The organism is Intestinibacter sp., assembly GCF_034113885.1.
GTDB lineage: Bacteria > Bacillota > Clostridia > Peptostreptococcales > Peptostreptococcaceae > Intestinibacter.
In genome coordinates, this window is sequence record NZ_JAXEWM010000253.1 from 1 (window position 1) to 20,672 (window position 20,672).

Here is a 20,672-nt window from a genome sequence, read left to right on the forward strand (position 1 = left end):
CTACGGATTAATAGAAAAATATGAAACAGCAAAAGAAATGAATGCAGTTCCAATAGGATTAGTAGATAGAAAAACAAAAGTATTAAAAGACATCAAGAAAGGTGAAGTAATAACTTACGATATGGTAGAAATAGACAAATCAACTAAGTTATATCACTTAAGACAATTACAAGAACAATTACAATCAGAAGGGTTCTGGGATGCTAAATAATTAGGATTTTAGATTCTAAGTAATTGAAATATTGAGGATAAATTGATAATAGATCGGACTTCGATTGAGATTGAAATTGTATAAATAAAGGGAGCTTGGCAAAGTAATAATCAGTTCCATACCGAGTTCCCTTTATGAAAATAAAATAACGATAAAGTTGAGTCTTTTTTATTTACAACTATGGAAAACGATGTCAAAATGTGGTTTGGCTTTATCTGTTCAATTTAAGAATCAATAAAATAAAAAAGGGGGAACTTTTATGGAACAAATAGCAAAATTTGCAGAGGCATTTATAAAATTATTCAATCTAGGTGGAGAAAACTTAATGGGCCTAGTAACTGGTATATTACCAACATTATTAGTATTAATAACTTTAGTTAATGCGTTAATAGCAATCATAGGACAAGAAAGAGTTGACAAGATAGCAGCTCTAGCTTCTAAAAACGTAATAACAAGATATACAATATTACCAATATTAGCAGTATTCTTCTTAACAAACCCTATGTGCTACAACTTTGGTAAATTCGTTGAAGAAAAATACAAACCAGCATACTATGATGCAGCAGTATCATTCGTACATCCAATAACTGGTTTATTCCCACATGCAAATGCTGGTGAATTATTCGTATACCAAGGTATAGCTGCTGGTATCACAGCTTTAGGATTAAGCACAGGACAACTTGCAGTTAGATATTTCTTAGTTGGGGTAGTTGTTATTCTTATAAGAGGTATAGTTACTGAAAAAATAACAGCAATGCTAATGAAAAAACAAGCAAAATAGTAGAGTTTGATTAAGGGAGGTAATACAATGAGTGAATATAAATCAATCGTAATAAATAGAGGAGCTAACGGTTGGGGTGGACCTTTAACTATAGTTCCAACAGAAACAAAAAATAAAATATTAGTTGTTACAGGAGGAGGATTCCCTCCAATAGCTCAACATATAGCAAACATGACTGGTTGTGAATTAGTAGATGGTTTCAAAACTACTATACCAGATGAAGAAGTTATATTAGCAATCGTTGACTGTGGTGGTACAGCTAGATGTGGTGTTTATCCTAAAAAAGGAATATTCACTGTAAACTTAACTCCAGTTGGAAAATCTGGACCTTTAGCTAAATTTATAACTGAAGAAATATACGTTTCAGACGTAAAAGAATCTGACGTTTCATTCTGTGATGGAACTCCAGCACCAGCTGCTGAACCAAAAGCAGAAGCAGAAGGATCTTCAAAAATGACTAGAGAAGAATACTTAGAAAAGAAAGCAGAAGCTCAAGAAAAATACGGCGAAGTTGCTAAAGAAGGATTCTTAACTAGATTAGGTAAAGGTGTTGGTAATGTAGTTTCTACATTCTACCAAGCAGCAAGAGATGCAGTACAAACTACTTTAACAAATATATTACCATTCATGATATTTGTATCATTAATAGTTGGTATAATCAATGGTACAGGTGTAGGTAACTGGTTAGCTAACACAATATCTCCATTAGCATCATCATTACCAGGTATGTTAGTTATATCTTTATTCTGTGCACTACCATTTATATCTCCACTTATAGGACCAGGGGCAGTTATAGCTCAAATCATAGGTGTTTTATTAGGTAACCAAATAGCTCAAGGTGGAATACAACCTCAATATGCTTTACCAGCATTATTCGCTATAGATGCACAAGTTGGTGGAGACTTCGTTCCAGTTGGTCTATCACTTTCAGAAGCAGAAGCTGAAACAGTTGAAATAGGTGTTCCTGCAGTATTATTCTCAAGAGTAATAACTGGACCATTAGCTGTTTTAATAGCTTATGCAGCAAGTTTTGGTATGTTTTAAATAGAATTCCAAATTAAAAGATTTTGATAAAATGGGGCTGTTTCAATTGATTTGAGGCAGCCTTAAGTAGATTATATGAATTTTGAAAAATTGTGGGGGCGAGTATGAAAAAAATATTAGGAGATACACGTTTAATGCTTAAGTGTTGTGTCATGTACTATGAAAATGAAATGGGGCAAAGTGAAATAGCAAAAAAATTAGGTATTTCAAGACCGACAGTTTCAAAATTACTTAAAGAAGCAAAAGAAAGAGGATATTTAAGAATAGAAATTGTAGGACCAGAAGAACAAAACTGTTATAAATTAGAAAAAAGATTAGAAGAAAAATTCGGCTTAAAAGAAGCTATTGTAGTAGAAGATAAGCATGATACTACTTTCCAAAAGGAAGAATTAGGCTTGGAAGTAGCTAAATACTTGTATCGAATGATACAAGAAGGAGATATTATAGGTGTTTCAATGGGGACAACTTTAAAGATGATCCCTCAATATACTAATGTTAAAAAATTCAATAAAATAGAGTTTATTCCATTAGTAGGTGGTATTGGAGAAGCTGATATGACAACTCATTCAAATCAATTAGTTGTAGAGCTTAGTAAAGGAATGGGTGGAACATTTAAGCTATTACATGGACCAGCTATAGTATCTAATGAAAATATTATAAATATACTTAGACAAGACAAAAATATAAAAGATGTATTTAATGCTATGGATAAGATGAATATGGCATTAGTCGGAATAGGAAGTCCGATAGACGAAAATTCAAATGTAATAAAAAATGGATATTTTAATGATAGTGATATTGAAACATTTAAAGAAAAAAAAGCAGCAGGCGATATATGCTTAAATGTATATGATATAGATGGAAATGTTTATAACTATGAGTACAACAAATGTATTTTTGGTATGAATATAGAAAAATTGAGAAATGTAGACAAAGTCATCGGGGTAGCATGTGGTATAGAAAAACTAAATGCTGTTATAGGAGCCTTAAATGGACGTTATGTGAATGTTTTAGCAGTTAATTATAGCTTGGCTGAAGCTTTATTAAATTATTAATTTAAAATATAAAATCGAAAATAAAAGTGTAGTGAATTTAAAAATTTGCTATGCTTTTTTTTGTTTTATCTACGTTGACAAATAATATTGGTAAGTTTACAATGGTTTTAAAAAAGAACGAATGTAAAAATTATAAATAATCAATATATTAAAAAGGAAATTTTGTAGATAATTTAGAAATTAATTATAGTTTACATGAATATGATTAAATAATCTAGGATAAAAATATAAATAGTAAATTTATAGGAGGTAAGTATGTCAGTATCAAAGGAAACATTGCTTGAAATGTATAAAAGAATGAATCAAGCTAGAAAATTTGAAGAAAAAGTAAACTGGTTCTTTGCGAGAGGTATGATACATGGAACAACTCATTTATCTATAGGACAAGAAGCCTCTGGTGTTGCAGCGGTTATGGCACTTGAAAAGGGTGATTTAGTTTCATTGACACATAGAGGACATAGTCAATTTATAGGAATGGGAATAGATTTAAATAAAATGATGGCAGAGCTTATGGGAAAATACACAGGCTACTGTAAAGGTAAAGGTGGTTCAATGCATATAGCAGATATTGAATCTGGAAACCTAGGGGCAAATGGAATTGTAGGTGGAGGTCTTACTTTAGCTCCAGGTGCAGCACTTACTCAAAAATATAAAAAGACTGGGAAGGTAGTTTTATGTACTTTTGGAGATGGAGCCGCAAATGAAGGATCTTTCCATGAGGGTATAAATCTTTCTTCAGTTTGGAATTTACCAGTGATTTTTTATTGTGAAAATAATTTATACGGAATGTCTACTGCTCAATCTAAATCTATGAATATAGAAAATATAGCAGATAGAGCTGTTAGCTATGGAATACAAAGCTTTATTATAGATGGATATGATGCGATAGAGGTCTATGAGACTGTTCAAAAAGCTGCTGAAATGTGTAGAAGAGGAGAGGGACCAGTTTTAATAGAAGCAAAAACTTATAGATGGTTAGGCCACTCTAAATCAGATGCAAATGCTTATAGAACTAAGGATGAAATAGATTCATGGAAAGAAAAAGATGGAATTAAAAGATTGAAAAATAAGATACTAGAATTAGGCTATGCTACTGAAAAAGAATTAGAGGATATAGAAGCAGAAGCTAAACAATCAATTGAAGAGGCAGTAGAATTCGCACAAAATAGTCCAATGCCACCACTAGATACATTGGAAGAGGATGTTTATGCTGATTAAGTTTAGTACAAAAATTTGTACGAAATAATAAAAAGATGATATTTATCAGGAGGTTTGGATTATGGGAATGAAAGAAATTACATATAAAGATGCCGTAAGAGAAGCTATGGCTGAAGAGATGAGAAGAGACGAAGATATTATATTTTTAGGTGAGGATATTGGAGTATATGGAGGCGCATTTGGTGTTTCTGTAGGAATGGTAGAGGAATTTGGAGAAGAGAGAGTTAGAGATACTCCAATATCAGAGGCTGCTATAGCTGGTTGTGCAGTAGGAGCGGCGGCGACAGGCTTGAGACCTATAATGGAAATTATGTTCAGTGATTTTATAACAATAGCAATGGATGCGATAGTAAATCAAGCGGCAAAAATGAGATATATGTTTGGAGGTAAGGCTCAGGTTCCTATGGTAGTTAGAACTCCAAGTGGTTCAGGAACAGGAGCAGCAGCACAGCATTCACAAAGCTTAGAAGCATGGATGTGTCATGTTCCAGGGCTTAAGGTTGTAGCACCTTCGACTCCAGCCGATGCAAAAGGATTGTTAAAAGCGGCGATAAGAGATAATAACCCAGTTATATTTTTTGAAAATAAATTATTATACAAAACTAAAGGACTAGTGCCAGAAGAGGATTATGTAATAGAGTTAGGAAAAGCTGATATAAAAAGAGAAGGTTCAGATGTTACAGTAATAACTTACGGCAGAATGCTGGAAAGATGCCAAGCAGCAGCTGAAACTTTAGAAAAGGAAAATATAGATGTTGAAATAATAGATTTGAGAACTTTATATCCAATGGATAAAGATACAATAATAAAAAGCGTCTGCAAAACAGGAAGAGTATTAATCGTTCATGAAGCTGCAAAAACAGGTGGCCTAGGTGGAGAAATTTCAGCTACAATAGCTGAAAGTGAAGCCTTTGATTATTTAGATGCTCCTATAAAAAGATTAGCAGGTAAGGATGTTCCTATACCATATAATCCAGAATTAGAAAAAGCAGTTGTACCTAGAATTGATGAAATTGAAGATGCAATAAGATCTTTAATTGTTAGATAGGAGGCAGAATTATGATTGAAGTAATAATACCAAAGGCCGGTATAGACATGCAAGAGGGTACTATTGTATCTTGGTTAAAAGAAGAGGGTGAAACAGTAACTACTGGAGAGCCTATATTAGAAATCGTAACAGATAAAGTAAATATGGAGGTAGAAGCAGAAGGAGATGGAATTTTAGCTGTTATAACTCATGATACAGAGGGTGAGGTGTTACCTGTTTTTACTGTAATTGGGGCAATAGCAGAAAAAGGAGAAGATCCTGTTGAGATAAAAGCTAACGTATTAGCTAAAGAAAATGTTTCAAACGGTTTGGAAACTGAAGCTCAGGAAGTTGAAGTAGACAAAATAGCTGTTACTAATGAAGAATTAGTTTCAAAGATAGATGAAGCGGGAAAGGTAAGGGCTACTCCAGCAGCTAGAAAAAAAGCAAAAGAAAACGAAGTAGACTTGCTCGAAGTCGAAGGTAGCGGTCCAAATGGAAGAGTTCATCTTGCTGATGTATTAAACTACTTAAAGGTAAGTTCTTTAAAGGCTACACCTTTAGCGATGAGAATAGCAAAGGATCTTGGAATAGATATAGATAATATTATAGGAACAGGATTTAACGGAAAAATAACTAAAGAGGATGTTGAAAAATATATAGATCAAACAGAAAAAGCATCAGAAATATCTAATGCGATAGGCACTATAGTAAATATAATTGGAGAAAAAGAAATATTCAATACAGTAAATGGGCATTTTGAAGCTTTAAGCCCTATGAGATCGACAGTTGCAAGAAGAATGTCTGAAAGCTATTTCTCAGCACCTACATTTAATATGAATATAGAAGTAGATATGACAGAATTAAAAAATTTGAGAGAAAAGCTAATCGACAGCGTACAAGAAGTCACAGGCTATAAATTAACGTATACAGATTTAATTGTAATGGCAGTGTCTAGATTATTGAAGACAAATCCAGTATTAAATTCAGCTTGGGTTGAAGATAAAATATTTAGATACGAAGAGGTCAATATAGCCTTGGCTGTAGGACTTGAAGAAGGCTTGTATGTTCCTGTTATAAGAGATTGCGATAAGAAGACATTATCTCAAATCGTTACAGAAAGCAAGGAACTAATAAACAAGGTCAAAACTAATAAGCTAAAGCCATCAGAACAAGAAGGAAACACATTTACTATAAGTAATGTAGGTATGTATGGAATAACAACATTTACTCCAATAATAAATATGCCAAATAGTGCTATATTAGGAGTTGGGGCTACAGTTGATAGAGTTGTTCCAGTGGATGGAGAGATAAAGATAAGACCTATGATGAATTTATCATTGACATCAGATCATAGAGTTGTCGATGGAGCTCCAGCAGCTAAATTTTTAAAAGAGCTTAAGGATTTACTAGAAAATCCATATAAAATGTTTATATAAATTTAAGTAAGGATTTTTAAATCGATTTTCGACTTAAAAATCCTTATCTATTCTTACGACGGATAATTAGGAGGATATTATGTACGATGTAGTAGTTGTGGGCGGTGGACCTGCAGGATATGTGGCAGCTATAAAAGCGGCTATGTTAGGAGGAAATGTAGCTATAGTAGAGTCTGATAAATTCGGTGGGACATGCTTAAATAGAGGGTGTATACCAACTAAAATATATACGGAAAATGTCGAGATGCTAGAGGCTATAAAAGAGTTTTCTAAAAGAGGAATTTCTGTAAATATTGAGGGTCAAGATATTAAAAAAGCTATAAAATATAAAAATAGAGTGACTAAGAAATTAGTAGCAGGAGTTGAAGGATTATTAAAATCATATGGTGTGAAAATATTTAAAGCAAAAGCTACAGTAAAAAATGCTAATGAAATTGTCTTAGAAAATGGAGAGGTTTTATCAACTGCTAGTGTAATTATAGCAACAGGGTCTAAGGTCTCTAAGACTGATATAAAAGGAGTGTTAACGAGTACAGAAGCTCTGGAATTAGAAGAAGTACCAGAGACTATGGCAATAGTTGGATCAGACTTTATAGCAATAGAATTTGCGGAAATATTCAACTCAAGAGGCTCTAAAGTAACTGTTATATCGTCTACTGATGAAATACTTACAGATATTGATAGAGAAGTATCTACAGCATTAAAGAGAATTTTAGCTAAAAAAGGTATAGAAATACTAACAAATGAAGAAGCAGATACATTTGTTGAAGCTGATGACAAAGTAATAGTGAAAATAGCCGATAAAGAAATAAAATTTGACAAAGTGTTATTGGCATTAGGAAGAGAAGCCAATTTAAACGTATTAGAAAATTTAAATGTTAAGATAGAAAATGGATTTGTTTCTGTAAATGATAAAATGGAAACCTCTATAAAAGGAATATATGCAGTAGGAGATGTAACAGGTATAGACATGACTGCTCATGCTGCCTTTGCAATGGGTGAAGTTGCGGCTCAAAATGCTATGGGTAGAAAAGCTAAATTTAAAGGGCAAGCATCACCAAAATGCTTATATACAGTACCACAAGTCGCGTCAGTTGGATTAACTGAAGAAGAAGCTAGAAAATATTACAACATAAAAGTCAGTAAATTCAGTTTCGCAGCGAATGGAAAGGCATTAACAGAAAGTGCAACTGATGGATTTGTAAAAGTAATAACAGATGAAAAATACGGAGAAATACTTGGCGTTCACATAATAGGTAAAAAAGCTACAGAGCTTGTAAATGAAGCTGCAATATTAAAATCATTAGAGGTTCCGGCAGATGAAGCTGCAGATATAATATTTGCACATCCAACTATCTCTGAAGTATTAAAAGAAGCACTAGCAGATATAAATAACAATTCGATACATACACCTAAAAAATAGTTAAAAAAATTTAACAAAGAAGTAGATAATAAATTTTATCTTTATCTGCTTCTTTTATTTTGCAAAAAATTGAATATATAACAGCAAACGTTTGCCTTTTGAAAAATTAAAATATAAGCGTTTAATATTCGAAAACAATAAATATTTATTGAAAAACAATAAATATCCATTGACATATTAAAAAAATAGATATATTATTAGATTAATAAAAAATTAAAAAGTTTTATAAAATAAAACTCAATAAGAATAATATTCCTATTTCAAACTGATCAATAGCAATACAAATTTTAATCTCAATTTTTTATTGAATTTAGGAATATAATTAATTTGAAAAAAATTTTTATTTTAACTATAATGAATAAGGAATAAATATAAGACAGAAAATAAGTAAGACCTTTAGTTAAAAAAGGTCCTTTTATATTGAGAAAGTTTAGATTAGTTGATGTTAAATAAGGTTATATGAATTCAAGAGGTGAAATTATGAATAGTGTTGTTATTGTAGCTGCTGGAAGCGGAAGACGAATGAATCTAGACATAAATAAACAATATATAAAATTAGACGAGAAGGAAATGATAGCTCATACTATAGATGTTTTCTATAGCAATGAAAATATAGACGAAATAATTGTCTGTATAAGAGAAGAAGAAGAATATTTCTTTGAACACGAAATATTAGATAAATATGATTTTAGGGATATAAAAATAGCTTATGGAGGAAAAGAAAGACAGGATTCAATTTACAATGGATTAAAGGAATTAGATCCAAATAGTGATATAGTTTTAATTCACGATGGAGCTAGACCATTTGTAAGCCATGCTATAATAAATGAAACAATAGAAGTTGCAAAGGAGAAAAAAGCAGCAGTAGTAGGTGTTCCAGTTAGAGATACTATAAAGGTTATCGAAAATGGAGTAGTAAAAAGCACACCTTCTAGAGAAACTCTATGGTCTGCTCAAACTCCACAAACTTTTGATAAGGACTTAATACTTAGAGCATACGAAAATGCATATAGCAAGAATTTTTATGGAACTGATGATTCAATGCTAGTTGAATTTTTAGGTCAAGAAGTGACAATGGTTTTAGGCTCTTATGAAAATATAAAGATCACTAATCCAGAAGACATAAATGTAGCAGAACAAATTTTGAACTTAAGAAAAAAGTCAAAAATGGGAAAAAGAATGAAAAAAATTGGATAATAGGATAGAAAGGTTAGCTAAATGTTATATTTAGTAAGTGATTATAAAAACCCGTATTTTAATATTGCGCTTGAAGAGTATTTATTTTCAAGTGATAATTTTGACGATGACATAATTATCGTATGGAGAAATGAGGAATCTATTTTTTTAGGTAAAAATCAAAATCCATATGTTGAGATAGCACATAGCTTGATAAATGATAGAAAAATACCTTTACTCAGAAGAATATCTGGTGGAGGTACAGTTTATCACGACTTAGGAAATGTCAATATGACATTTATTCAAAAGAATGTAAAATTAGATAAAATAGACTTTATTAAATACACTAAATTTATGCAGGAGATGCTCGGTTATTTTGGTGTGAAAGCAACGTATAGTGATAGAAAAGACTTGTTAGTCGATGGAAAGAAAATTTCTGGCTCGGCTCAATGTATAAGAGGAAACAAATGTCTTTACCATGGTACGTTGCTTTTTAGTTCCAATTTAAATAATTTGAGCGAGTTTTTGAATACAAATAAAAACGCTACATCTAATGCGACTAAATCTGTTAGAAGTGAAGTAACTAATTTGAATCAGTACATAGATATGGGTGTAGAAGAATTTATAGAAAAGATTAAAGAATATATAATTTTAAATGTAGAAGCTCCTGATCAAATAGTATTGAATGATGAAGATTTAGAAAAAATTAGTCAAAATGCAGAACAAATTTACAGTAAAGATAGATGGATATTTGAAAAAACTCCGAAATTTGATATTTGCATAGATGGTGAAGACAATTCGGTTGTAGAAATAAGTGTTAATAAATGGAGAGTTAAATCATTTATTATTAAATACAAAAATAGTGATAAGCAAGTTATGTTGAACAAGTTTATAGGAGAATTGTTCTTTGAGAAAAATATTATGGAAATTGCAAATGAGGAATACAGACAATATATTGATATAATAAAAGCAGTATTTTAATAGATTGAGTAATATAAGGAGATAGATATGAGAGTTGGTATAGGATATGATGTTCATAAATTAATTGAAGGTAGAAAATTAATATTAGGTGGAGTAGAAATAGCTCATGAAAAAGGTCTTTTAGGACATTCAGATGCAGATGTTCTAGTTCATGCAATAATGGATGCGATGCTTGGAGCATTAGCCTTAGGAGATATTGGTAAACATTTCCCTGATACAGATCCAAAATATAAAGGCGCAGATAGTATAAAATTATTAGAATTTGTAAATAATTTAATAATAAGTAAAGGTTATAAAGTAAATAATATCGACAGTATAATAATTGCACAAGCACCTAAGATGGCTCCACATATTTTAAAAATGAGAGAAAATATTTCAAAGGCTATCGGTGTAGATATAGATTCAGTCAACGTAAAAGCGACTACAGAAGAAGGACTTGGTTTCACGGGAAACAAAGAAGGTATATCATCACAAGCAATTTGTTCATTAATAAAAGTTGACAACGAATAATAAATAATATATTATAAAATAGATTATGAAAATAATTGAAATAAAATAAACGCAATGATTAAGAAATAGTAAAAATCTTGATTCTTTACAGAGAGGAAACGTTGGTGAGAGTTTCTATGATGATGTTTTTGAACCAATCTTTTAGCATAAAAACGGTAAAAAGTTTTTACGGGTAGGACCGTTACATCCTTTGAGAGAGCTTTTATAGCTAATTAGAGTGGTACCGCGGAATATATAACCTTTCGTCTCTTTACAAAAGAGATGAAAGGTTTTTTTAATACAGAAAATTTTAAGGAGGAATAAATCGAGATGAGAATGTCAAAAATGTTAATGCCAACATTAAAAGAAGTACCATCTGATGCAGAAATTACAAGTCATCAATTAATGCTTAGAGCAGGTATGATAAGAAAAATGGCATCAGGAATTTATAATCAATTACCAATGGGAATAAGAGTATTCAGAAAAGTAGAAGATATAATAAGAGAAGAAATGAACGCAAAAGGAGCACAAGAAATATCATGTGCATTATTAGTTCCTGCTGAATTATGGCAAGAATCAGGAAGATGGGATGCTATGGGTCCTGAAATGTTCAGATTAAAAGACAGAAACGGTAGAGATTACTGCCTTGGACCAACACATGAAGAAACTTTCACACATATAGTTAGAAATGAAATAACTTCATACAAACAGCTTCCACTTAACTTATATCAAATCGAAACTAAATTCAGAGATGAAAGAAGACCTAGATTTGGTGTTATGAGAACTAGAAACTTCACAATGAAGGATGCTTACAGCTTCGATGCTGACTTAGAAGGATTAGATAAATCATACAATGATATGTTTGATGCATATACTAAGATATTTGCAAGATGCGATCTAGAAAACAGCCCAGTTCAAGCAGACTCAGGTGCTATGGGTGGTTCTGCATCTGCAGAATTCATGGTTAAATCAGAAGTTGGTGAAGATGAAATAGTATTCTGTAGTGGATGCGATTACGCTGCAAATATAGAAAAAGCAACTTCAGTTAACCACGAACCTTCAACTGAAGAAATGAAAGAAATGAGCGAGGTTTCAACTCCAAACGTTCATACTATAGAAGACTTAGAAGAATTCTTCAAAATGGAAGCTGGAAAATTCGCAAAAACATTAATATACAATGCAGATGGAAAATCAGTAGCAGTAGTAGTTAGAGGAGATAGAGATGCTAACGAAACTAAGGTTGCAAATGCTGTAGGTGGAGTTGTTGAATTCGAAATGGCAGACGAAGAAATGGTAAAAGCAGTTACTGGAGCAGAAGTAGGATTTGCAGGACCAATAGGAATAAAGGCTGATTACTTATTTATAGACCAAGAAGTTGTAGATCAAAGAAACCTTATAATAGGAGCTAACAAAACTGACTACCATATACAAAATGCTAACTTCGGAAGAGATTTCGATGGTGTAGTAGGTGACTTCAGAAATGTTCAAGAAGGAGATAGATGTCCAAAATGTGGTGCACCACTTGAAATAATGAGAGGTGTTGAAGTTGGTCATATATTCAAATTAGGAACTAAATACTCTGAATCTATGGGAGCTACTTTCCTAGATAAAAACGGTAAATCTCAACCAATCATAATGGGATGCTACGGAATAGGTGTTGAAAGAACTGTTGCAGCTGTAATAGAACAACATCACGACGAAAATGGTATAATATGGCCATTAGCAATCGCTCCATACCATGTAGTAGTTGTTCCAGTTAACGTTAAAAAAGAAGAACACCTTGAAAATGCTGAAAAAATCTATGAAGAATTACAAGCAGCAGGTGTAGAAGTATTACTAGACGATAGAAATGAAAGAGCTGGATTCAAATTCAAGGATTCTGACTTATTAGGTATACCAATGAGAATTACAGTTGGTAAAGATATAGTTGATGGAAAAGTTGAATTCAAATTAAGAAGTGAAGCTGACAAAGAAATAATAGCTGTTGAAGATGTATTAGACAGAGTTAAAGCTGAATTTGTAAAAAATAACGTAAAATTAGGTTAATTAAAATAGGAGGTAAACAATGAGTGAAGTAAGAGTAAGATTTGCTCCAAGTCCAACAGGATTTGTTCATATAGGTAGTTTAAGAACTGCGTTATACAACTATCTATTTGCTAAAAAAATGGGCGGAAAATATATATTAAGAGTAGAAGATACAGATAGAACTAGATTAGTGGATGGCGCTATAGAAAACATGTTAAACGCTATGAAATGGGCTGGCGTTAACCATGATGAAGGTGTTATGCTAGATGAAAATGGAAAAGTAGTTCAAAACGGTGAATATGGACCATACATCCAATCAGAAAGATTAGACATATACAAAAAATACATCCAAGAATTATTAGACAGTGGAAAAGCATACTACTGCTTCTGTACAAAAGAAAGATTAGATGAAGTAAGAGAAAAACAAAAAGAAGCTGGCGAAACTCCAAGATACGATGGTCACTGTAGAGATTTAACTAAAGAAGAAGTAGAAGCTAAAATAGCTGCTGGTGAACCATATGTAATAAGATTAAAATTACCAGAAAATCACGTTATAAAATTCACTGACTTAGTTAGAGGAGAAACTGAATTCAATACTAACGATTTAGACGATCAAGTATTAATAAAAACTGATGGTTTCCCAACTTATCACTTCGCAGTTGTAGTTGACGACCATCTAATGAAAATAACTCACGTAATAAGAGGGGAAGAATGGGTTTCTTCAACTCCAAAACATGTTTATTTATACGAAGCATTTGGATGGGAAGCTCCAAAATTCGTTCACTTACCAAATATACTTAACAAAGAAAAGAAAAAATTAAGTAAGAGACAAGGTGACGTTGCAGTAGAAGACTTCAAGAAAAAAGGATACTTACCAGAAGGTTTAGTTAACTATGTAGCATTAGTTGGTTGGTCTCCAGAAGAAAACAAAGAAATATTCTCTATGGAAGAATTAGAACAAGCCTTCTCTATAGAAAGAGTTTCTAAGAGTGGTGGAGTATTCGACACAGAAAAATTAAACTGGGTTAACCAACACTACATGAAAGATGGAGATGATGATGTATTAACTAAATTAGCTATACCATTCATCGTTGAAGCTGGATATGTAACTGCTGAAGAAGCAGAAGAAAAATACGACTTCTTAAAATCAATAGTATCAGTATTAAAAGAAAAATTACACTATGTAAAAGAAATAACTGATCATATATCAATATTCTTTGGAGATACAGTTACTGTAGAAACTGAAGAAGGTGCAGAATTCTTAAAGATGGAACATATACCTACTTTAGTAAATGCTTTAGAAGAAAAAATAGCTGCAGTAGATGTTTTAGATGAAGAAGCTGTAAAAGCTATATTAAAATCTATCCAAAAAGAATACAAAATCAAAGGTAAAAACCTATATATGGGAGCTAGAATACCTCTAACAGGACAAATGCACGGTGCTGATTTAGGACAAATAATGGCTATATTAGGTAAAGACCTTTGTTTAAAGAGATTAGCATATGCTAAGGAAAATTTAATATAGTTTTTAAAAAATAGTTTTAGAAATTAATTAGAGCGAAAATAATTTAATATTATATCATTTAAGGAGATGACGAAATTGGTGTCATCTCCTTTTTGCTTGTGAGGGGGAGTTTTTATGTATTCTATGGAAGATACATTTAGAGAGAGTATTGAAAAATTTATAAAAGTAAAATTAGAAGATGTACAAGATTTTGAAATAAATGATAATACACCAAGCAGAATTTTTTTCAAAGGAAAAAAGCTAAAGCTAAAAGATTTAAAAAAGGTATTTGAAAATATAGAAGAGCAAAATTTAGATAAAGAAATAATAAAATTAGAACCTAATGAAATAAGAGAAGATATAATACAATCTATTTTAAATAAGAATAATAAGGATACAGCTCATAAGGTTTATTCTACATATATAGATTATATGAATCAGAATTATTTTAAAGATGAAATTAAAGCACGACAAATACAACCATTGCCAACATATTATTCTGAATTAGAAAGAAGATTATTAATAGCTAAAAAAATGCACGAGGAATTCAATATAGAAGATATAGCTAGAGAATTTTTAGTTAGCCCGAGAACTATTAAAAAAGATTTATCAGACTTACAAAATGGAAAAATAAAGGTTTTAGATCAAAAGCTGCAAGTAGAATATGGAAGAAATGGAGAACATATACAACTTAAGTCAAAGGTACACCCATTATTTTTAGTTGAAAATTTGACACAAGTTATAGCCTTATTAAATGGTTTATCTTATGCTAGAAGAGATTACGGATATCATGAATATGCTAAAGAAACCGCAGTATCTATTTGGATGCAGTTATCTGATGATGCGAAGGATAGAATACAAAATGTACTTGTTGATAGATTAAATTTAAATAAAAGTTGGTATGATGAAATATCACAAGAATCAGAGAAAGAATATATGTTTAAAGTAGAAGAGGATTTCTCTAGTGATAGATATTTAGATATTCGTAAAAACGGGAAAAATTGTATTATTCAATATCGAGATGATGATGGTAAAATAGTTGATCAATACGTTGATGAAATTATATCAAAAGAAGGAAAAATAATTACAGCTATAATTTATGAAGAAAATCGTGAAATAAAAATAAATACAGATAAAATTATATGTTATTTGCCTCAATTAAAAAGTAGAAGAGTTAAAAGAAATAAATAATCATATAAAAATTAAATACCATCGATTATAAGCCATTTCAAAGATGAAGCAGAGCTTCATCGTGGAATGGCGTTTTATTTGATATAATTTCCTTGTAACATATTTTAAAATATGTAAAAAACATCGATGTTAAAAAAATTATTTCAATATGTCGGGAGGTCGATAATATGATGATTATTAAAAATATGAAAAATACTAATGTGCAAGAAGCTTTAAAAATCAAATCAGAAGTAAGAGATTTATTACAATCTATAATAGACGGTAAAAAGACAAGACCAGAGATAGAAGAAATATGTGTTTCACTTATAAATGAACAAGTTAAAGATAAAAGTACTTTAAAAGGGTTTTGGACTATAATTTATGATGAGCACATGCCATCAGATGCTAGAGTAGATTTTATATACTATCCAACATATTACGCAACTATGATCATGATGCTAGGCTATTTAATGAATATAGACGAAAAAGTTTTAGGGTTTGAAGAAACATTGAAATTAGGGTTAGATGCTTGTGTGAAAACGAATCTATCTGGACATGGATATGAAAGTATAGATGTAAAAATAGAAGTATTGAATTTATTTATAAAAGTAGGATTACTAGAATTCTTATCATTGAATTACGATTTTTGTAGACCTTTTTCAAAGATGATAAATAGAATATTTGAATATATAGAAAATGCAGTAAATAATAATTTAACTGAAGGACAATGGGGTAAAGATTACAGATTAGAGTTTAAAAGCTTATTGAAACAATCAGATAACTATCAATTAAAATTATTTGTATATGGAACTCTTATGAAGAATGAAAGTAACCATTATTTCATGGAGAATGCATGTGTAGTATGTGATGCAGTTGCATCAGGATATACACTTTATGATACTGGATATGGATATCCTGCTGTTAAGCACAGTTTAGAAGGTGATGTTTCAGGAGCGTTGTATCTAATTTCTAAGAAGGATTTAAAATATATTGATCAACTAGAGGACAATGGAGATTTATACACTAGAGAATTTACAATTGTAACTGATTCAAATGGTAATAAACATCTAGCTTTAATCTATGTATATAACTATAATGTAGACAAAAATAAAAGAATCTCAAAATGGAAAGCTAACAGCGAATGTTCAGAATATATATGGTATGCTAGTTACGGGTCTAATATAAACTATGAAAGATTTATGAGATATATAAATAAATGTACAGACAAAACTGCTCCCGTTGAATCAAAACCAATAGCAATTAACCACAGAATGTATTTTGCACAAGAATCATCATGGTGGGACGAAAAAGGCGTGGCATTTATAGATGCTAAAGAGGATCAAATTGAAAAAACTTTAGGTAAAATGTATCTCATAACAAAAGAACAATTTGAGGAAATTAAAGAGCAAGAGGGAGGGTGGTATCAAAATCAATTAAGCTTAGGTAAATACGACGGCAAAGATATAGTTACATTTACTGATTTTGATGTTGAAGCGATAAATGAACCTTCTGAAAGATATTTAGATGTTATTAAAAAAGGTATATTAGAAACATATATAGATATGACTGAATCAGAAGTTTTATTGTACCTAAAAGAAAAAATAAAATAAAAATTATATCTTGTTGCAGGTATATTATCCCAACTGATGAAAATAAAGTTATTTGAAAAATCAACTGAATTTGATATTATATAATATGTAAATTAATTATATTTTAAATTGAATTTAAAACTGAGTTTATATATTATATAAATTCTAATAAAGAGGAGAGGACATCATGAGGAAATATGACATTATAAAATCTATCAAAGAATATTTCATAGTAACAATAGGTGTTGTATTAGTAGCATTTGGATTACAGTATTTTTACGCACCTAACGATATCGCAGGGGGCGGACTTAGTGGATTATCGCTAGTGATAAATCACTATATACCGTTTTTATCAGTTGGAACACTAGTATTTTTAGGAAATTTAATACTATTTGTTATTTCCTTCATTTTAGTTGGAGGGGATTTCGGATTGAAGACTATATACGCCAGCTTTGCATTGTCTTTTGTAATGGATTTTATGGAGAAGGTTATGCATAGTTATGCGCTTACAACTAATTTGACATTGGCTGTTTTATATGGGACTTTAATAATAGCATCAGGGCTTGCAATAGCATTTTCAATAAATGCATCTACAGGTGGAACTGATATTTTAGCTAAAATACTTAATAAGTACACTAGCTTTAATATAGGGATAGCTTTATTAATTGTCGATTTATTCGTAGTTGTTGCTGGGGCTTTCACTTTTGGATTGAATAAAGGTTTCTTTTCATTAGTCGCAGTAATTGCAAATGGGCTTTTAGTTGATAAATTAATTGACATGATAACTAAATACAAAGAGAAAAAATTAAGTAATAATGACGATGAACAATTGCAGGATTTTGAAGAAACTGCTTGTTAGGTTAAAAATAAAAATTGCCACAAAATAGATTGAGTTTATTTTGTGGCAATTTTTTATGTCAATTTATAATTAATTTTAAAATGTTAGATGAAGGATATTTATGCAATTTTATCTAAATCGTCACCTTCATGTTTTTTTGCACGTTTTTGCATGCTATCATATATAGGAAGTCCGACTAAAGTTATAAGTATACCTCCAAATGATATGATAGTATTTTGGAAACCAGAGAATAACAACTGGTTAACAACTACAAATAATCCACCTGCTATAGCTATCATAGGTATAACTGGATATAGAGGAACTTTGTAAGGTCTATGAAGATCAGGTCTTTCTTTTCTTAATTTAAATACACCTAAGAAAGTTAAAACATAGAATGACCAAACAGCAAACATAGATAAATCACTTAATAAGTTAAATTGCCCAGAAGTAGCGTATAATGCACCTAAAATACACATAATTATAGTAGCATTTGCAGGAACATTGTTATTATTTAATTTACTTATATATTTGCTATATGGTATAGTTTTTTGAGTTCCTAAAGTGTATAGTATTCTAGAACCTGTAAGTACATAACCATTTATACATCCAAATACTGATATTAATATACCTACTGTTATAAATTTACCTCCCATAGGTCCAAATATAGCTTCTGCAACTGCTGAAGCTGGAGAAGAATAAGTAGCAAGTTCACTTGCTGGTAATACCCATAAATAAGCGATATTTATAACTATATATACCGCCATAACTAGAGATAAACCTCCTACGATTGCTTTAGGTAAATCTTTTGCAGGATTCTTCATTTCTCCAGCAAGGGCACCTACATTTATCCAACCATCATATGCAAATAATATTGCTATTAACAGAGAACCAAATACACTTGCACCAGATACTCCATCTCCTACCATAGGAGTTAATATTGGATTATTTCCATTACCTTTTATAAAACCAAATATCATGATTAAAATTAAAGGTATTAATTTTGCTATAGTAGAAATTGTTTGTATAGATCCACTAGTTTTAGATCCTAAAGTATTTATAAATGCTATAAATGCGATTACTCCTATAGTCATAGGAAGTACTAAATTTTCATTCCCAAGTAATATAGCACTTTGTTTACCAAACATAACAGATATGGCTGCTATAGTAGCTGGGAAAAATAATACTGATTGCATCCAACCAGTTAAGAAACCTAGTCTTTTATCGTAGATTTCTTCGATATAGACCATCATACCACCAGTTTTAGGAATGGCAGCAGATATTTCAGCTGCAGTAAGTCCAGCAGTGATAGTCATAATACCAGCGATGACCCAAGCAATTATGCCAAGTCCAGGACCACCATTTGTAAGCTCATATACGGCTTGTGGCTTAAAAAATACTCCACCACCAATTACCATACCGATTACAGTTGATAATGCCGCGGCAAGCCCTAAATTCTTTTGTAACTTATTGTTTTCCATTTGTATAAATCCTTTCTTTTGTAAATGTAAAATTTTAAATTTATAAAAGTCATTATTAATATAATATTACTTTTTTATAAAAAAAACACCATACAAAAAAAGGAAATATAATATTCGTTCACGAGTTATATAAAAATAATCATTTTGCATACTAATATAAATGATAAAAATGAACCTATATAAAGCCAGGCTTTCGATATAATAGGTGAAAATGTAAAAAGATTAGTAAATAAATATATTTTAATATTGGCAAAACCCTTCCAATGTTTTGGCATAGTATCAGATAAAAGATGGCATGTAAAACACAATCCGATTAAAAATAATATCGGACTAAATACAATATATAAAACTGTATCTGAAAAAAGTACACAAATTTTATTAGCTACGAATACATATATTAAAAAAATTGGGTTAAAAATCGAATGTGTAATAAAATTTCTATGTCCTTTACTTCCACCAAATAAAAAAGATATATGCTTTTCAATAGTATCAGGATTTCTATACATAAAATCTAGAATTTTTTTGACAAATGGAATCCAACTTATAAATAACAACAAAAAATCTATTAAATTTATTAAAGCAGCGAAAAGGTAGTTTATAGCAATTTCAATACCTTTAGGCTTAATAGTATTTGAGCATGGATTCCCATTAAACATATTTAATGAAGAAGGTAAAAAAGAAAGTGTTAAAATATTTTCTTTAACAGGTTTCACTATGAATAAAACAATTAATATTAGTATGAAAAAAATATAAATATTTATAAAATCACCCCCAAAAATAAAAAAAGTATAAAGTTTATTTTATAAAGATATATTTTATTTTGTCAATAATTTTTTAAAAAAAATAAATATTGTAAAAATTTAGCATAAAAAAATATTGATTTAATTAAATAAAGTTTATATAATTATAGTAGGAAAACGTATTCAAAATAATATAATCTAGGTGATATTTATGAGAGAGATTTCTAAAATTTAGAAACACCGATGAGGCAATTGTTAAAACTCACAATTTTAGCAAGAAACTTTCAGGTAAAAAGATCATAAATTGATAGACCTCTGGATATATATATTAGTTAGTATAAGATATGTATTTTAACTAGAAAGACAGAGATATGTGGTATTATTCACATATCTTTTTTATTGTAGAAGTTATTTGAATATAATTAATTTTCTAAATTATGATTAAATTTTATTGAAAAATAAATTTAAATAAAATAAATTAAAT

The 20,672-nt window shown here is 30.5% G+C and carries 16 protein-coding genes, 1 pseudogene, 1 riboswitch and 1 other annotated feature; of the genes and pseudogenes, 16 read left to right on the forward strand and 1 reads right to left on the reverse strand.

Annotated features, from left to right (window positions below):
- The 16 genes and pseudogenes from SPD90_RS14955 to SPD90_RS15030 all read left to right on the forward strand — a co-directional run.
- A pseudogene (locus SPD90_RS14955) lies at positions 1-211 on the forward strand (NAD(P)H-dependent oxidoreductase); the annotation flags it as partial.
- A gap of 259 nt (positions 212-470) precedes the next feature.
- Positions 471-992 carry a PTS glucitol/sorbitol transporter subunit IIC gene (gene srlA / locus SPD90_RS14960; protein ID WP_320624950.1) on the forward strand — a complete coding sequence of 174 codons (522 nt, stop codon included), beginning with the start codon at positions 471-473 and terminating at the stop codon, positions 990-992.
- A gap of 27 nt (positions 993-1,019) precedes the next feature.
- Positions 1,020-2,036 (forward strand): PTS glucitol/sorbitol transporter subunit IIB, encoded by a 1,017-nt coding sequence (srlE, locus tag SPD90_RS14965; RefSeq protein ID WP_320624951.1) that lies wholly within the window; start codon positions 1,020-1,022, stop codon positions 2,034-2,036.
- Positions 2,037-2,140: 104 nt separating this feature from the next.
- Positions 2,141-3,091, forward strand: coding sequence for a sugar-binding transcriptional regulator (locus SPD90_RS14970; RefSeq protein ID WP_320925768.1), 951 nt, complete (start codon positions 2,141-2,143; stop codon positions 3,089-3,091).
- Between the two features lie 255 nt (positions 3,092-3,346).
- A complete protein-coding gene (locus SPD90_RS14975) occupies positions 3,347-4,309 on the forward strand; it encodes a thiamine pyrophosphate-dependent dehydrogenase E1 component subunit alpha (RefSeq protein WP_320624953.1) in 963 nt (320 codons plus the stop codon).
- A 61-nt stretch (positions 4,310-4,370) separates the two neighbouring features.
- A complete protein-coding gene (locus SPD90_RS14980; protein ID WP_320624954.1) occupies positions 4,371-5,357 on the forward strand; it encodes an alpha-ketoacid dehydrogenase subunit beta in 987 nt (328 codons plus the stop codon).
- 11 nt (positions 5,358-5,368) lie between these two features.
- Positions 5,369-6,775, forward strand: a complete 1,407-nt coding sequence (locus SPD90_RS14985) for a 2-oxo acid dehydrogenase subunit E2 (protein ID WP_320925769.1) — start codon at positions 5,369-5,371, stop codon at positions 6,773-6,775.
- A gap of 79 nt (positions 6,776-6,854) precedes the next feature.
- Positions 6,855-8,198, forward strand: coding sequence for a dihydrolipoyl dehydrogenase (lpdA, locus tag SPD90_RS14990; protein WP_320925770.1), 1,344 nt, complete (start codon positions 6,855-6,857; stop codon positions 8,196-8,198).
- Positions 8,199-8,678: 480 nt separating this feature from the next.
- Positions 8,679-9,395 carry a 2-C-methyl-D-erythritol 4-phosphate cytidylyltransferase gene (gene ispD / locus SPD90_RS14995; protein ID WP_320624957.1) on the forward strand — a complete coding sequence of 239 codons (717 nt, stop codon included), beginning with the start codon at positions 8,679-8,681 and terminating at the stop codon, positions 9,393-9,395.
- A 21-nt stretch (positions 9,396-9,416) separates the two neighbouring features.
- Positions 9,417-10,355, forward strand: coding sequence for a lipoate--protein ligase family protein (locus tag SPD90_RS15000; protein ID WP_320925771.1), 939 nt, complete (start codon positions 9,417-9,419; stop codon positions 10,353-10,355).
- Between the two features lie 27 nt (positions 10,356-10,382).
- On the forward strand, positions 10,383-10,865 hold the full coding sequence (gene ispF / locus SPD90_RS15005) for a 2-C-methyl-D-erythritol 2,4-cyclodiphosphate synthase (RefSeq protein ID WP_320624959.1): 483 nt from the start codon (positions 10,383-10,385) through the stop codon (positions 10,863-10,865).
- A 45-nt stretch (positions 10,866-10,910) separates the two neighbouring features.
- Positions 10,911-11,118, forward strand: a binding site (T-box leader).
- 56 nt (positions 11,119-11,174) lie between these two features.
- Positions 11,175-12,890: a proline--tRNA ligase gene (locus SPD90_RS15010; protein WP_320925772.1), complete on the forward strand. Its 1,716-nt coding sequence runs from the start codon at positions 11,175-11,177 to the stop codon at positions 12,888-12,890.
- 19 nt (positions 12,891-12,909) lie between these two features.
- The gene (gene gltX, locus SPD90_RS15015) at positions 12,910-14,394 is read left to right on the forward strand and encodes a glutamate--tRNA ligase (protein WP_320624961.1); all 1,485 of its coding nucleotides are present in this window, start codon (positions 12,910-12,912) and stop codon (positions 14,392-14,394) included.
- A gap of 114 nt (positions 14,395-14,508) precedes the next feature.
- A complete protein-coding gene (locus SPD90_RS15020; protein ID WP_320925773.1) occupies positions 14,509-15,564 on the forward strand; it encodes a hypothetical protein in 1,056 nt (351 codons plus the stop codon).
- Between the two features lie 167 nt (positions 15,565-15,731).
- A complete protein-coding gene (locus SPD90_RS15025) occupies positions 15,732-17,153 on the forward strand; it encodes a gamma-glutamylcyclotransferase family protein (RefSeq protein ID WP_320925774.1) in 1,422 nt (473 codons plus the stop codon).
- A 166-nt stretch (positions 17,154-17,319) separates the two neighbouring features.
- Positions 17,320-17,991, forward strand: coding sequence for a YitT family protein (locus SPD90_RS15030; protein ID WP_320624964.1), 672 nt, complete (start codon positions 17,320-17,322; stop codon positions 17,989-17,991).
- Between the two features lie 98 nt (positions 17,992-18,089).
- Here the strand turns inward: SPD90_RS15030 and SPD90_RS15035 are convergent, their stop codons facing one another.
- Positions 18,090-19,448, reverse strand: coding sequence for an APC family permease (locus SPD90_RS15035; RefSeq protein WP_320624965.1), 1,359 nt, complete (start codon positions 19,446-19,448; stop codon positions 18,090-18,092).
- Positions 19,449-20,390: 942 nt separating this feature from the next.
- A riboswitch (glycine riboswitch) is annotated at positions 20,391-20,498 on the forward strand.
- Positions 20,499-20,672: the final 174 nt, after the last annotated feature.

What these genes read in the sequence shown, in the direction of transcription:
- SPD90_RS15035 (WP_320624965.1), bottom strand. Translation starts at nt 19,448, where the DNA reads ATGGAAAACAATAAGTTACAAAAGAATTTAGGGCTTGCCGCGGCATTA.
- srlE (WP_320624951.1), top strand. Translation starts at nt 1,020, where the DNA reads ATGAGTGAATATAAATCAATCGTAATAAATAGAGGAGCTAACGGTTGG.
- SPD90_RS14985 (WP_320925769.1), top strand. Translation starts at nt 5,369, where the DNA reads ATGATTGAAGTAATAATACCAAAGGCCGGTATAGACATGCAAGAGGGT.
- ispD (WP_320624957.1), top strand. Translation starts at nt 8,679, where the DNA reads ATGAATAGTGTTGTTATTGTAGCTGCTGGAAGCGGAAGACGAATGAAT.
- srlA (WP_320624950.1), top strand. Translation starts at nt 471, where the DNA reads ATGGAACAAATAGCAAAATTTGCAGAGGCATTTATAAAATTATTCAAT.
- lpdA (WP_320925770.1), top strand. Translation starts at nt 6,855, where the DNA reads ATGTACGATGTAGTAGTTGTGGGCGGTGGACCTGCAGGATATGTGGCA.
- SPD90_RS15000 (WP_320925771.1), top strand. Translation starts at nt 9,417, where the DNA reads ATGTTATATTTAGTAAGTGATTATAAAAACCCGTATTTTAATATTGCG.
- SPD90_RS15025 (WP_320925774.1), top strand. Translation starts at nt 15,732, where the DNA reads ATGATGATTATTAAAAATATGAAAAATACTAATGTGCAAGAAGCTTTA.
- SPD90_RS15020 (WP_320925773.1), top strand. Translation starts at nt 14,509, where the DNA reads ATGTATTCTATGGAAGATACATTTAGAGAGAGTATTGAAAAATTTATA.
- SPD90_RS15030 (WP_320624964.1), top strand. Translation starts at nt 17,320, where the DNA reads ATGAGGAAATATGACATTATAAAATCTATCAAAGAATATTTCATAGTA.
- SPD90_RS14975 (WP_320624953.1), top strand. Translation starts at nt 3,347, where the DNA reads ATGTCAGTATCAAAGGAAACATTGCTTGAAATGTATAAAAGAATGAAT.
- SPD90_RS14970 (WP_320925768.1), top strand. Translation starts at nt 2,141, where the DNA reads ATGAAAAAAATATTAGGAGATACACGTTTAATGCTTAAGTGTTGTGTC.
- ispF (WP_320624959.1), top strand. Translation starts at nt 10,383, where the DNA reads ATGAGAGTTGGTATAGGATATGATGTTCATAAATTAATTGAAGGTAGA.
- SPD90_RS14980 (WP_320624954.1), top strand. Translation starts at nt 4,371, where the DNA reads ATGGGAATGAAAGAAATTACATATAAAGATGCCGTAAGAGAAGCTATG.
- SPD90_RS15010 (WP_320925772.1), top strand. Translation starts at nt 11,175, where the DNA reads ATGAGAATGTCAAAAATGTTAATGCCAACATTAAAAGAAGTACCATCT.
- gltX (WP_320624961.1), top strand. Translation starts at nt 12,910, where the DNA reads ATGAGTGAAGTAAGAGTAAGATTTGCTCCAAGTCCAACAGGATTTGTT.